The organism is Streptomyces sp. NPDC005728, from assembly GCF_040630895.1.
Taxonomy (GTDB): domain Bacteria; phylum Actinomycetota; class Actinomycetes; order Streptomycetales; family Streptomycetaceae; genus Streptomyces.
The window spans coordinates 273,310-286,796 of sequence record NZ_JBEXYL010000002.1 but is presented as its reverse complement, the minus strand read 5'-3'; the positions used below and the strand labels follow the sequence as shown (position 1 = coordinate 286,796).

Annotated in this window: 10 protein-coding genes; 7 read left to right on the top strand and 3 right to left on the bottom strand. The window is 70.2% G+C overall.

Annotation, left to right across the window (positions count from 1 at the left end; translation table 11 throughout):
* Positions 1–157 precede the first annotated feature (157 nt).
* The 4 genes from ABZ471_RS03040 (at position 158) to ABZ471_RS03025 (ending at position 4,227) form a co-directional block, all read left to right on the top strand.
* Entirely contained in the window at positions 158–667 is a 510-nt protein-coding gene (locus tag ABZ471_RS03040) for a hypothetical protein (RefSeq protein WP_359061744.1), read from the top strand.
* 76 nt (positions 668–743) lie between these two features.
* Positions 744–3,044 (top strand): hypothetical protein, encoded by a 2,301-nt coding sequence (locus ABZ471_RS03035; RefSeq protein ID WP_359061742.1) that lies wholly within the window; start codon positions 744–746, stop codon positions 3,042–3,044.
* Between the two features lie 36 nt (positions 3,045–3,080).
* Positions 3,081–3,602, top strand: coding sequence for a hypothetical protein (locus tag ABZ471_RS03030; protein ID WP_359061740.1), 522 nt, complete (start codon positions 3,081–3,083; stop codon positions 3,600–3,602).
* Positions 3,589–4,227: a hypothetical protein gene (locus ABZ471_RS03025; protein ID WP_359061738.1), complete on the top strand. Its 639-nt coding sequence runs from the start codon at positions 3,589–3,591 to the stop codon at positions 4,225–4,227. Before ABZ471_RS03030 ends, ABZ471_RS03025 begins: the two co-directional genes overlap by 14 nt.
* Positions 4,228–4,234: 7 nt before the next feature.
* Here the strand turns inward: ABZ471_RS03025 and ABZ471_RS03020 are convergent, their stop codons facing one another.
* From ABZ471_RS03020 to eccB, 3 genes are read right to left on the bottom strand one after another with little or no spacing between them, the layout of a single operon-like run.
* The gene (locus ABZ471_RS03020) at positions 4,235–4,834 is read right to left on the bottom strand and encodes a hypothetical protein (RefSeq protein ID WP_359061736.1); all 600 of its coding nucleotides are present in this window, start codon (positions 4,832–4,834) and stop codon (positions 4,235–4,237) included.
* Positions 4,831–6,099, bottom strand: coding sequence for a type VII secretion-associated serine protease mycosin (gene mycP / locus ABZ471_RS03015; protein WP_359061734.1), 1,269 nt, complete (start codon positions 6,097–6,099; stop codon positions 4,831–4,833). Before mycP ends, ABZ471_RS03020 begins: the two co-directional genes overlap by 4 nt.
* A gap of 11 nt (positions 6,100–6,110) precedes the next feature.
* A complete protein-coding gene (gene eccB / locus ABZ471_RS03010; RefSeq protein ID WP_359061732.1) occupies positions 6,111–7,640 on the bottom strand; it encodes a type VII secretion protein EccB in 1,530 nt (509 codons plus the stop codon).
* Between the two features lie 197 nt (positions 7,641–7,837).
* Between eccB and eccE the strand changes: the two genes are divergently transcribed.
* The 3 genes from eccE to ABZ471_RS02995 form a co-directional block, all read left to right on the top strand.
* A complete protein-coding gene (eccE, locus tag ABZ471_RS03005; RefSeq protein WP_359061730.1) occupies positions 7,838–9,175 on the top strand; it encodes a type VII secretion protein EccE in 1,338 nt (445 codons plus the stop codon).
* A 14-nt stretch (positions 9,176–9,189) separates the two neighbouring features.
* A complete protein-coding gene (locus ABZ471_RS03000; protein WP_359061728.1) occupies positions 9,190–9,954 on the top strand; it encodes a hypothetical protein in 765 nt (254 codons plus the stop codon).
* Between the two features lie 335 nt (positions 9,955–10,289).
* A partial coding sequence (locus ABZ471_RS02995) for an SCO5717 family growth-regulating ATPase (RefSeq protein WP_359061800.1) occupies positions 10,290–13,487 on the top strand: 3,198 nt, incomplete at its 3' end.

The following is a 13,487-nucleotide window of genomic DNA, read 5'->3' as shown; positions in this document are numbered from 1 at the left end:
CCTCGCCGCGGCCTCACCGGTCGATCGCAGGTGCACATGTTCTCCGAACTTTCACACGAGACAAACGATACATTTCAGACATGACCTACTCTTTCCTTTGGCGGGGTTGCTAATTTGACCGAGCACCGGAACGTCGGCACGGGGGAAGGGTCCTTCCATGGCTTGGGACGAGTGGGAGCAGCTCAAGGCACAGGCAGCCGAGGGTCAGTCGGCGCACATGCAGCTGAACCAGGTCGACGGTGGGGGCGGCTACACCGCACAGCCCAGTCAGACCGGTGACCTCAAAGTCGGGCACGGCGATCTGGTGAAGATCGGCGGCGCTGCGCACCACCTGTACAACCAGCTGTGGGACAAGGCCCGCGTCGCCGTTCCCAGCAGTGACTCCGCGGCCGGTGACCTCTCGAAGCAGGGCTTCTCACTCGGGGCGGGGCTCCAGCACGTGTCGAACCGGTGGGACGACCAGTTGAAGTCCCTGATGGACGCATGCGCCCAGATCTCGAACCACATGCAGGTCACCAAGAGCATCCACGCGAACGACGACAACTACATCCAGCGGCAGATGAGCAGCATCGATGCGCTGGACGCCGGGTTCGACGAGCGGGTCGGGGCTCCGGGCGAGAAGAACCCCGTCTACGGGGAGAAGGACAAGAGCAAGAAGAAGGAGTAGCGGCGCCCGGGAGCAGACGACGACATCGCCCGCCCGCACCGGCTGACATCGCTACCCCAGGGGACGAAGACAACCAATGGACTTCAACGCTCTGTTCCACGCCAACTTCAAGCTGCTCGACGACGCCGTCACCGACTGGTCGACGCTCGTGAAGCACCTGGTCGAACTGAAGAAGGACGCCGAGGACAGTCTGCACAAGGCCGCGAACAAGGCCGACTGGGTCGGCATCAACGCGCAGGTGTCCAAGGAGTTCATCGGCAAGACCGCCGGCGAGTTCACCGACGCCCACACGCAGGCCACCACCATCCACAACATCCTGAGTGACACCCGGGACGAGTTGAAGGAATACCACCGGCAGCTGACCGAGGCGGTTTCACGGGGGCAGGGGAAGAACCTCACCGTGGTCGACACCGGCAACGGCGGCTTCACGGTCACCGGCAACACCCGCCCCGACTGGCAGTCGGACCCCAGCGGCAACACGAGCACGACCAACCAGAAGGACGTCGACGACCTCCGCGACGAGATCCAGGGCATCCTCAGCAAGGCCGGCCAGAGCGACAACACGGCCAAGGACGTCCTGACGGCGATCGCGGACCAGAGCGCGATGGGCTTCTCCGACGCCAGCTACAAGAACCGGGACGAAGCCGCGGAGGCCGTCAAGGCTGCCGACGAGATGGCCAAGCTCGCGAAGCAGGATCCCGACGACCTGTCGGTCGAGGACTTCGACCGGCTGAACGCGGGGCTGAAGAAGTACCACGACGACCCGCTGTTCTCCGAGCGCTTCGCGAAGGACCTCGGCCCGGAGAAGACGCTGTCCTTCTGGGCCAACGTCGCCGATCCGCAGGTCAGCCCCGACATCACCAGGGAGCGGCGCGAGCAGCTCGGCGAGCTGCAGAAGAACCTCGGCCTCACCCTCGCCACCGCCAGCCAGAGCGACACGGCCGACATGACCGAGTGGAAGCGGCAGATGGTCGACCTCGGCGACCAGCCTGTCAACGGCAAGCGCGGCAACATTCTCGGGTTCCAGGTCATGAGCAACCTCATGCGCGCCGGCAACTACGACGACGACTTCATGACGCAGTACGGCAAGAGCCTCATGGAGACCGAGCGCAAGTTCACGGACGACGGCAAGCACACCGCATGGCAGCGGCTCGGCTTCGACCCGTACCTCAACCACATGTCGGGCGACTCCGGCTGGGATCCCATGTCGGGTTACCTCAAGGGGCTCTCCAACAGCCCTGATGCCGCAACGGAGTTCTTCAACGACGACTTCCTCCCGAAGGACGAAGACCACAAGAACGCCGTCTCCAACTTCAAGTACCTCTTCGAGGACCGGCACTGGCCGCACGAGAGCAACAGCGATCTCAGCCAGGGCGAGAGCATCGACGGCCGCAACAATCTCGCTGCGGCCCTGGAGGCGGCGACCACCGGGCATCCCGCCGGAGAACTGCCCACATTGGACACCCCCGCCCACAACCCGGGGCAGACCAAGCTGTTCGAGAACATCGTGTCCTCGATCTCGGACGACAACGGGCGCCTCACGGATCACAGTTTCATGTCGGACAGCATGGGTCAGATCGCCTCCGAGTACCTGCCCGACATCGACCGCGCGACAACCGACGTGGACCAGCATCCGGACAAGGGCGACGAGGACGGCCAGGCGGCCTGGGACCGCGCCCAGAAGCTCTATCCCGTCGACGGCGCGGCGGCCGATCTGGACCACCGTGAGGTCTCCCGGTTCCTCTTCGCCGTCGGTCAGGACCCCGACGGCTATGCGGCCGTCGAAGTGGGCCAGAAGCGGTACATGGGCAAGCTGATGGAATACCACCTGAACCCGGATCTGCCGGCGAGCGAGCGGCCGAATGACGACATGGAACTCACCATCCGGGACATCGCACGCCACTCGGGTCAGGTATCGGGGACCCTGGCCATGGGCCGGAACGAAGCGGTCGCGGGCCCGGCCGACGTCAAGGACAAGGAATTCGACCACTCGGTGTCCCAGTGGAAGAACGTCCTGTCCGGAGGCGTCGGCACCGGCGTGGGCGTCGGTACGTCCTTCATCGCGTCCCCCGCGGTCGGTGCCGGAGTGGGCGGCGCTGCCGGAACCGCGACCAGCGTGATTCTGGAAGAGCTGTTCAAGGACGCCGAAGGCAGCGCCAAGGACGACGCCGGTGCCAAGATGGGCGAGAACTGGCAGAACGGCTCCGTGAACAATCAGAAATACACCCGGAGGGCCGCTTTCGAGGCAGCTCAGGCCTACCATCTCGCCCACCATGGCGATATAGCCACGTGGGCAGAGGATTCCTCCTCTCAGGGGTTCCTGGAGGGCGGCACCTACATGGAGCGAGTCGGACCCGAGCTCGTCACCGACATCTGACATCCGGGTTACCCGGACAAGGAGGATTGGCATTTGATGTCTCGGCGAGTCGTGGAAACGACAGTGATGCTGGCGGTGTTCGGCATGCTCGTCGGCTGCTCGGGGTCCGACGGGAAGAAGGCCTACACCGTGCCCGCAGAGTTGTGCGGCGTCTCGGTCGACCCGGACCTGATCTCCCCCTTCCTTCCCTCGGGCAAGGAGGTCGGGGTTCGGGGTACGCATCCGGTACCCGGCCGGCGACTCTGCCGGGTCGACGTCGACGGCAAGTGGGCACTGACGGCGAATCAGGAGTGGTGGGAGGAGAACGTGTCCATCGCCACGGTGGCCTCCGGCAATCCTCAACTGGGTTCGGCCGAAATGTCCGACGACGGCACCTCCCTCTACAGCGGGACCGGCGCCGTGACGCGCATCAAGGACTGCCACAACCCTGATCACTCCCAGCACGTGCTGTACACGTCGTTCGGGGTCCGGGCCTCCGATCTCGCTGATACGGCTGCCATGAAGAAGCTGGCCGCTGCATACACGAAGGCCGTGGAGAAATCCGATGAGTGTTCGTAAGACCGCTGTGGCCGCCGGTGCCTCGCTCGCTCTCCTGAGCGGGTGCAGCGGCGGGACAGGAGAAGCGGTCACTCTCGACGAGACACGGACCGAGGGAATGCTCCCGGATGCCCGTGTGCTCCCAGGATGGAAGGTCTCGCTGGAGCCGACCGCCTACTCGCTGCAGAAGGCCCGGTCGATGGGTATGGGCCGTTGTTACGGAGAAGCGCCGGATTCCTGCGCGCGTGTCCGCTTCCACGGAGCCTCGGCCTTCCACCAGCAGGGGAGGCCCGACCTTTCCTTCATCGTCCAGACGTACCAGGACTCGGCGACCGCGAAATCGGCATACAAGGCCGTCTGGACGGCCTGGAAGGCGCAAGTCCCCTCGTCACGACACGTGAATGTCGGCGAGGTCGGTGAACAGCGTGATGCCGTGGCCGGTTTGGGTGCTTCCATGGCGAAGGGCTCGAAGGGATTGCTGGTTCAGGTACGTGTCGGCAGCGTCATCATGTTGAGCATGGCCGAATCCGTTCCCCGCGTCGAGATGACGGATTCGTTCCTGACCAAGTTCGCGTCTGTCTTCGCGCAGCGGGCTGGAGAGGTTCAGGACGGCAGGAAGCCGTCGGCTGTGCTGAAGGACGCCTGAGAACCCTTCAGCACTCCCCGGCCCGGCTGGTCACAGCGAACACGAACTTCGGCACTGTGACCGTCCTCCCGGCGATCCCCGGCTCCTCGCGGTCGCCTTCCTTGTCCCGCCTGCGCTCGACGTGCATGCAGAAGGTCGAACCCGCTCCGTCGGCCGTGATGAGGTAGTAGGCCTCGTTCGGCTTCTCGGGACCGCTGAGGGCGGCGTCCACGCCGAACCCGGGGGCGTCACCGCCGCCCTGTTCCGCGATTTCGTCCTCGATCTTCGTGGCGTATTCGCCTTCGAAGTCGGTGGATGTGTCGTCCTTGTAGGCACCGTAGGTGAAGTCACCGTCCAGCGCGTCCGTGGCACCTCGTACCGCGCTGGTCAGTTCGCCGTCGCTCCACTGCGCCCTGTCGTCGGTGTCCAGACCCTGGACACCGACGAAGACCCCGAGCGCGGCCATCACGAGCAGCACGACGCGGGCCACGGCGAAAGCGGAGTCCGGGATGTCGGGAGCCGAGGGGTTGAGGCTCTCGCGCCAGGCACGTACCCGGTCCGCCTTGATGCAGGCCATCGCGATCAGCCCGGCGGACCCGAGGAAGACCGCGACAGACATCGAGGTCATGCCTGGCCTTCCAGCCCCCGGCGCCTCCTGCGCGCGTCCCGCAACGCCACCGCTCCCCCGCCGAGCCCCGCCACCAACGCCGCGACGCCGACCGCGACATACGTGGCCAGGCGGGCGTTGTACTCCTCCGGGGTCTCGCCCATGGTGAGTTTCGCGGGGGTGGGTGCCTCCGCATGGGTGAGGCCCGCGTCGGGGTGCGGGGACTCGATCGGGTGGTCGTCCTCCGTGAGGGCGCGGACCGGGTCGACCACACCCCAGCCGACCAGGCGGTCGTGCCCGGCGATGGAGCGTTCGGCCGTCTGCTCGATCTGGGCCACGACCTCGCGGGCCGTCCAGGTGGGGTGCTTGGCCTTGATGAGGGCGGCCACGCCGGCCACGTACGGTGCGGAGAAGCTCGTGCCGTTGTCCGAGCAGTGGCCGCCCATGGGAACCGTGGAGATCATGTCGACGCCGGGGGCTGCGACACCGACGAAGTCGCCGGACTGGGAGAACGCCGCGCGTTCGTTGTTGCGGTCCGAGGCCGCGACGGCGAGGACTCCGTCGAACGACGCCGGGTACGTCTTCTTGACGTTGCCGCCGACGCCGTCGTTTCCCGCGGAGGCGACGACCACGATCTTGGCGGCGAGGGCCTCGTTGACCGCCCGCTGCAGGTCCGGGTCCGGCTTGACCGCGTTCGCGGTGTCCTGGGAGATGTTGATGACCTGGGCCTTGGCCTTGATCGCGTGCCGGATGGCGGCGGCCAGCGTCGCGGCCGTTCCGTGGCCCTCCGCGTCGTTCTGCTTGATCGGGATGATGGTGGCCCGGGGGGCCAGCCCGACGAAGCCCGTGCCCTTCGCGGGGCGGGCCGCGATGATGCCCGCCACGCGGGTGCCATGGCCCACCGTGTCCGTCGTGGGCTTGGACTTGGCGCCTTCGACCGGCTGTCCCTTGCCGTCCTTCGTGGGCAGGAGGTTTTTGCCCAGGGACCCGTCCACCGCGTGGGTGAGCTGTGGGTTGGCCGTGTCGACGCCCGTGTCGATCACGGCCACCTTGACGTTCTTGCCCTTCGACTGGCTCCACAGCGCGTCCAGGTTGACCCGCTGCAGGGCCCAGGGCGTCCCTGTGTACTTGTGGTTCGTCTTGGAGAAGGTGCACTGGTCGGAGCCGGAGTCGGCGGCCGCCTGCGGTGCCGCCAGCAGGGTGCAGGCGGCGGCCGTGGCGAGGGACGCGGCCAGGGTCGTACGGATACGGAGCCCGGGCAGCGGAGTGATGTGGGTGGAGGGCATCGTCGTACCTCTCACGAACCCTGCGGCTGGCGTGCCGCGGCCGTCGACAGCCGGGGGCCCGTCGGCAGGAACTTCGACCAGGCAGCGGGGATCGGCGCGGGATCCACGTCGGCGTACCCGAGGTGGGTCTGGGCCAGCTTGGCCTCCTGCTGGAGTTGCTGGCGCTGCTTGGCCGTCGTGCCGATGCCGGCGTCGTCCGTGGCGCTGTCGTCGTTGGACTGGAGGGCGTAGCGCAGGCCGGTGTCGGTGACCAGGAAGACCGGGCCCGCCTTGGTCTCCGTGCCCTGGAACTGGCGGTAGAGCTGGCCGGAGCCCGCGGTCACGTACGCGCTGGAGGAACCAGTGGGCAGAACCGCGGGGAAGTCGGCGCCCGCCCAGGTGCTCAGCGTCGTCTCGCCGTTCTTGCCGTTGACGTCACGCAGCACGTTGCAGACGGTGTTGCGGCTGCCGCTGGAGGTGGAGGCCTCGTTGACGGCGGTGGGCGATGCGGTGGGCCACTTGTGCTCGGCGCCGAACGGCTGCCCCTGCTCGAAGGCGCCCGAGCTGACCTCCTGTGCGTGCCCGGCCTGGCCGAGCTTCACGAGGTTCTCGCTGGCCAGGAGCAACTGGGCGACGAAGTCGGAGATCGGGGCGACCCGGCCCTGCAGGACGACGTAGAACTGCTCCTTGCCGTTGACGGGGGCCCTGAGCACCATGCCGACGCGGTTCGCCCTGCTGTCGAGCTGGCCGGAGACACCCGCCGCCGCGCCCGGCGTGCCGGTGATCGGGGGAAAGCTGATCTCGTCGCCCTGGTGCAGGGTGTCGATCCACTCCCGGGTCACGTGCTCGGGTTCACGATTGGCGCCCACGAGGGTCTGCAGCAGCAGGCTGTCCGTGCTGGCCACCTTGTACGCCCAGCCCTGCGCGTCCACGATGTACCGGACTTTTTCGGGTGTGACGACGTAGAGCAGTTCGCCGCCGTGCAGCTTCTGCCCGGCGCCCTCGGTCCGGTCCAGGTCGCGGGCGGCCAGGACGAACGCGGCCTTCTGGATGGAGTCGCCGCTGCCGCTCGGGCGTTCGCAGACGGCCCAGCGCTTGGCGGCGCCCGCCTCACTGCCGGAGGGCAGACGGTCGGGCGCGTAGGGGATGCCGATGGTGACGCCGTGCGGGATCTTGCCGTTGTCGAGGATCGACTCGTCGACGGTCACGACGTCGACGTCGTTCTGGGTGTCGAGGACGAGCTTGGCGGAGGCCATGTTGAGCACCGGGTGGAGCTGGACCTTGCCCTTGGTCTTCAGCACCACGTACCGCGTGGTCGACTTGCTGGCGATGATCACCTTTTGTCCGGGGTCGTCCCATCCCTGCGGGGCCGTCGGCTTGAACATGCCCCAGGCCCCGAAGGCCGCGAGGACGACGACGGCGACGATCGCGCTGGGCAGGACGGCGCGCATCGGCCGGGGTGCTCCTTCGTCCGAGGCGTCCGGTGACGACTGGACGAAGGACGCGAGCATGCGGCGCTTCGCGAAGGTGTAGGCGTTGAGTTGGTCCCGCCGAGATGCCATCTGTGCCCGTTTCTCCCCGTGTCTCACGCGAGGTGCGCCCGGGGAACACGCTCCCCCGCCCTCCGTTGTCGGACCCGGCCCCTACTATGCCTGGTACGGGGCGAGTCCTGTGGAGCGGGTAGGGTACCTGGGCCCTCCAGGGTCGTGTGCAGGCGCCTGGTTCCAGCGAGTTGTGAGCAAATCGGGGGGATGGAGTGATGGCTTCCGGAACGCGGTCGCGATCGCGCGGCCGGTCGGCGGCTCGAGGGCGGGCAAATGCGTCCGCCTCGGCGGCGCGCGGGGCTTCCGCCCAGGGCGGTGCGCCGCGGCCGTCGGTCACGCTCGGCCTCAGGCCCCGACCGGGCCAGGCCAGTTCATTCCGTTTGCAACGGATCGTGCTCGTGGAAATCGCGGCCGCCGTCCTGCTCGTCGGCTGGGCCGTCGGTCCGCTGGCGATGGCGCCGGCCGCGGTCATCGCTCTGGCTCTGGTCCTGGTCGCCTTCGTCCGGCGGCGCGGCCGTTCGCTCCCGGAGTGGCTCGGCACCGCACGGGAGTTGAAGGCACGTCGGCGCAGCGCGGCGAGCACCCCGATACCGCCGGGCACCGAACCGGCCCTGGTGCCCGCCCTGGAGTGCGAGCCCGCCCTGCGGACCTACTCCTACGGGGCGCGTGACCGGCGGCCGGTCGGGATCGCCGGAGACGGGACCTTCGTCACCGCGGTACTCCAGGTGGAAGCGGACGCGACCGCGCTGCGGGCCGAGCGGAGCCGGCAGCCGCTGCCGCTGGGGCTGGTGCGGGACGCGCTCGAGGTGGACGGAATCCGGCTGGAGTCGGCGCAGATCGTGCTGCACACGCAGCCGGCGCCCGCGCTGCATCTGCCCCAGCAGTCCGTGGCCGTGGCCAACTACCTTCCGCTGCAGGAGCAGACGGGCGCTCCGGCGGTGCGCATCACCTGGATCGCGCTGAAGCTCGACCCCGAGCTGTGCACGGAGGCCGTGGCCGCGCGCGGGGGCGGGCTGGCCGGGGCACAGAAGTGTGTCGTGCGGGTCGCCGACCATCTTGCGAGCCGGCTGACCGGGGCCGGGTTCCGGGCCCGGGTGCTGGACGAGGAGGAGCTGATCGCCGCACTCGCCACCTCGGCCTGCGCCAACCCGCTGGTCACCGCCGAGGCGGGGCGCAGCGAGACGCGGGAGCGGCGCACGGAGGAGTCCGGGCGCAGCTGGAGGTGCGACAACCGGCGGCATACGACGTACTGGGTCAGGCGATGGCCCCAACTCGGCGGCGGCCGGGGCGAGTCGATGCCCCAGTTCGTCGCCCGGGTGACGGCCATCCCGGCGCTGGCCACGACCTTCAGCCTCACTCTCGCGCGCGGTGAGCGGCAGGAGGTGTCACTGTGCGGGCATCTGCGGGTGACCGGGCGCAGTGACGACGAACTTGTGGCCGCGCGCCGCGCCTTGGAGGCCGCAGCACGGCAGGCCGGGGCCGGGCTCGCCCGGCTCGACCGCGAGCAGCTTCCCGGCATGCTGGCCACGCTGCCCCTGGGAGGTGCGCGGTGACAACCGTTCCGACGATGACAGCGAGTTCTGCTGCCCCGGACGCCGCCTCGGCCTCCGGGCCGCGGCGCATGGGGGAGCGACTGCGGCACGGGCTCGGGCTGATCGGACCCCGGCACGGACGGCACGGACTGCCGGTGGAGCAACTGGACACGCTCGCCCTGCCCATCGGGGACGACGGCGTCGTGGCCGGAGTGGACGCCGAAGGACAGCCGGCCGTGCTGGGGGTCAACCGGCCCACGCCGTACGACGTCGTGCTGATCGGCGGTCTGTGGACCGCACAGGTGCTGGCGCTGCGTACGGCGGCCACGGGGGCGCGCGTCGCCGTGGAGACCGGGCGGCCGCAGGCCTGGATACAGATGGTGCACGCCATGGGCGGGGGACAGAACGGGCTCGCCGTGTACGACGTGGGGCGGGTGCCTCCGCAGGGTGCGTCGGCCGGTACGCCCGTGCTCGTGGTGCGGGACTGCGGTATGCGGCCGCCGCGCGGGCGTACGGTGGCGGGGCCCTGGCAGTCGGTGCTGACCCTGCTGCCGTATCTCAGCCCCGTCGCTCCGCGGCTGCTGCGCCAGGCCCGGCTCGCCGGCATCCAGCGGGTCTCTCCGGACGAGGCCGCGGAATTGGGCCGCACCATGGGGCTTGCCCGGACCGAGGTGGAGTCGCTGCCCGCGCTGCCCGACGGCGTGACACTGTGGTGCACCGACCGTGACCGGCAGTATGTGATGACCCAACCCACCGATGCCGAGATCGGATTGTTGGGTACACCGCGCCGGATGGACTGAACTGGCCCTCCTCGTCCCATTTGTTCAACGCTTCGTCGTTACTCCTGCGTGGTTTGTTCGACGTTTGTTCGCGGCTTGCGCCGTTGTGCGTGAGCCGAGAGGTGGGCGGGCCTGCCGAGGTGTGCCTCATGGTGATTAGGCTGGGAGCGGGCGCGATGCCAGACCCCGTGGACCAGACCCCGTGGACCAGGCTTCGTCGTCCCAGGGGGAGAGCCGGTGGATCGGACTGCCTCGAACGACTACGGACGACGTGAACGACACGACATGGTCGCCCCGGCACGACATGAGGGTGCTCGACCACACCAGGAGGAACTGTGAGCAGCGATCGGGACGGGATGCGCGGGGGCTGGGGCACACCCGACGATGACCAGCCCGACGCGGAGTCGGCCTTCGAGACCACCGGCGAGTTCACCATCGACTACGCCCCGCCCGCCTGGTACACGCAGAACGCGTCGGGGACGTCGGGGGCCTCCGGCCCCGCGAGCGGTGCGGCTCCGGCCGCCTCCGGCCCCGGTGGTGCGAGTGGCGCCGGTGACACGAACAGTTCCGGCATGCCGAGTGGTCCGGGTGGTGTCGGTGCCGCGCCGCCTCCGCCGTTCCCTCCGGGGGCACCTGTTCCGGGGCCGACCCCGCCGCCGCACGGGACTCCGGCGGGCGGTACGGCGGTGCCCGGGGGCCCGTACGCCCCACCTGTTCCGCCCGCTCCTGCCCCGCCCGCACCCGCACCCGCACCCGCACCGGGCATGCCCCCCTTCGCTCCGCCGGCTCCGGGTTCGGGTGCGCCGTTCTCTCAGCCCGCTCCCGCTGCCGGGGCTCCGTACGCCCCGCCTGCCCCCGCTCCAGGGGCCCCGTTCGCTCCCTCTGCACCGGCTGCCGGTCCCGGAGCGCCGTACGCTGCGCACACCCCGCCCGCCGGGAGCCCTGTTCCGGTGCCGAGGCTGCCCGAGGGGTTCGAGCCGCAGCAACAGCCGCAGGCGTACGCGCAGCAACAGCCTCAGCAGGCCGAGCCGTCCCAGCAGGAGCCCCCGGCTCCCGTCGCTCCGGTCGCTGCGCCCCCCGCAGCCGTCCCGCAGTCCGAGCCGGACAACGGTGACCTGGAGAGCGGGGCGACCATGAAGTTCTCCGCCGTCGCCCTGAAACGCGAGATGGCCGAGATCGCGGAGCGCGCGGCTGCCGCAGAGAAGGCGGCCGAGGCCGGGAACGGGCCTTCGGCAGAGGGCTCCCCCGAGAGTGCCGCCGACACCGAGGGCGTCCGTGCCGAGGCGGAGTCGGCCTCGCGGGACGACTCGGGTACCGACGACTCCGGCACGGACAGCCCCGAGCGAAGCGCCGAGGCCGACGGTTCCGGGGCCGCCGAGGCTTCCGAGGCTTCCGAGGCTTCCGAGGCTTCCGAGGCTTCCGAGGCTTCCGAGGCTTCCGAGGCTTCCGAGGCTTCCGAGGCCGAGGAGACCGATGCCGACCCGACGATGAACTCCGAGGTCGCCGGCAACGAGGCCGGAGCCGAGTCCGGCGCGGAGGAGGCGGCCGAGGCCGGGAGCGGGGCTTCCGCAGAGGACTCCCCCGAGGCTGCGGTCGCAGCGCCGGCCCAGGACAGCGCGGCCGCCGAAGCCGAGTCCGACGCACCGCAGTCCACGGACGCGGACGCCGTGTCGCAGGACGGGACGCCCGAGAGCGGCGCGCCCCAGGGCACCGCCCCGCAGAGCGTGATCCCGGCCGCCCCCGCGGGCCCCCAGGGCGCGCCGCCCGCCTGGGCTCCCCCGCCGGCACCGCAGAGCGGACTGCCCCCGCTGCCGCCGTCGTACCAGCCCGCCGCTCCCGCCCCGGCGGCCCAGTGGCCCGCACAGGGTGCGCAGGGCGGGCAGCAGCAGCCGGGCCCGATGCCCGGTCAGCCGCAGCCGGCCGCCGCGCAGGGGCCCGCGGGCGCGCCCGGACAGCAGCCGCCGTTCCAGCCGCAGGCACCGCAGCCCGCGCCCGCCGCCTGGAACCAGCCCGGCGCCCCCGCCCCGACGGCCGAACAGCCCGCAGCACCGGCACCGGCACCTCAGCCCACCCCCACCGGCCCCACCCCGCCCGGCGGTTACGGATTCCCGCAGCCTCCGGCGCCCCAACCGAACCCCGCCGGTCCCACACCGCAGTCCGGCTACGGCTTCCCGCAGCCGGGACAGCAGCCCGCCCCGACCGGCCCCACCCCGCCCAGCGGCTACGGCTTCCCACAGCCCGGCACCCCCAACCCCCCGGCCCAGCCCGGCGGTTACGGATTCCCGCAACCCGGACAGCAGCCCGCCCCGACCGGCCCCACCCCGCCCAGCGGCTACGGCTTCCCGCAGCCGGGACAGCAGCCGCTGCCCCCGCAGAGCCCCGAGTCCCCGCAGGCCGCAGCCGCCGACCCCCGTGCCGGTGCCGCCTGGCCGCAGCCCATGCAGCACGACCAGCGGCAGCCGACCAACCCCGGTGCCGCGCCGCTGGGTTACACCGCGGCGGTGGAGCTGTCCTCGGACCGGCTGCTCAACAACAAGCGGCAGAAGGCGAAGAGCGGCCGGCCCGCGGCTGCCGCGTCCCGCTTCAAGCTGGGCGGCAAGAAGGAGGAGGCGGAGCGGCAGCGGAAGCTGGACCTGATCCGCACGCCGGTGCTGTCCTGCTACCGCATCGCGGTCATCAGCCTCAAGGGCGGCGTCGGCAAGACGACCACCACCACCGCCCTCGGCGCCACCCTCGCCTCCGAGCGCCAGGACAAGATCCTCGCCATCGACGCCAACCCGGACGCCGGCACGCTGGGCCGACGGGTGCGCCGGGAGACGGGGGCCACCATCCGTGACCTCGTCCAGGCGATCCCGTACCTCAACTCGTACATGGACATCCGGCGGTTCACCTCCCAGGCGCCGTCCGGGCTGGAGATCATCGCCAACGACGTCGACCCGGCCGTCTCGACCACGTTCAACGACGAGGACTACCGGCGCGCCATCGACGTGCTCGGCAAGCAGTACCCGGTGATCCTCACCGACTCCGGTACGGGCCTGCTCTACAGCGCGATGCGCGGGGTGCTCGACCTCGCCGACCAGCTGATCATCATCTCGACGCCGTCGGTGGACGGTGCGAGCAGCGCCAGTACGACGCTGGACTGGCTGTCCGCGCACGGGTACGCCGACCTCGTCTCCCGGTCGATCACCGTCATCTCCGGGGTCCGCGAGACCGGCAAGATGATCAAGGTCGAGGACATCGTGACGCACTTCGAGACCCGCTGCCGCGGGGTGATCGTGGTGCCGTTCGACGAGCACCTCGCCGCCGGTGCCGAGGTCGACCTCGACATGATGCGGCCCAAGGTGCGGGAGGCCTACTTCAACCTCGCCGCCATGGTTGCCGAGGACCTGGTGCGGCACCAGCAGTCCCACGGGCTGTGGACCAACGACGGCAACCCGCCGCCGGTGGCCGCCCCGCCGATGCCGGGCCAGCCGTACCAGCAGCAGCCGGGCCAGCCATACCCGCAGGTCCCGGGTCAGCCGTACGCGCCGGGCCAGCAGCCGTACCCGCCCCAG

What these genes read in the sequence shown, in the direction of transcription:
- ABZ471_RS03020 (WP_359061736.1), bottom strand. Translation starts at nt 4,834, where the DNA reads ATGACCTCGATGTCTGTCGCGGTCTTCCTCGGGTCCGCCGGGCTGATC.
- eccE (WP_359061730.1), top strand. Translation starts at nt 7,838, where the DNA reads ATGGCTTCCGGAACGCGGTCGCGATCGCGCGGCCGGTCGGCGGCTCGA.
- ABZ471_RS03035 (WP_359061742.1), top strand. Translation starts at nt 744, where the DNA reads ATGGACTTCAACGCTCTGTTCCACGCCAACTTCAAGCTGCTCGACGAC.
- ABZ471_RS03040 (WP_359061744.1), top strand. Translation starts at nt 158, where the DNA reads ATGGCTTGGGACGAGTGGGAGCAGCTCAAGGCACAGGCAGCCGAGGGT.
- ABZ471_RS03000 (WP_359061728.1), top strand. Translation starts at nt 9,190, where the DNA reads ATGACAGCGAGTTCTGCTGCCCCGGACGCCGCCTCGGCCTCCGGGCCG.
- ABZ471_RS03025 (WP_359061738.1), top strand. Translation starts at nt 3,589, where the DNA reads ATGAGTGTTCGTAAGACCGCTGTGGCCGCCGGTGCCTCGCTCGCTCTC.
- mycP (WP_359061734.1), bottom strand. Translation starts at nt 6,099, where the DNA reads ATGCCCTCCACCCACATCACTCCGCTGCCCGGGCTCCGTATCCGTACG.
- ABZ471_RS03030 (WP_359061740.1), top strand. Translation starts at nt 3,081, where the DNA reads ATGTCTCGGCGAGTCGTGGAAACGACAGTGATGCTGGCGGTGTTCGGC.
- eccB (WP_359061732.1), bottom strand. Translation starts at nt 7,640, where the DNA reads ATGGCATCTCGGCGGGACCAACTCAACGCCTACACCTTCGCGAAGCGC.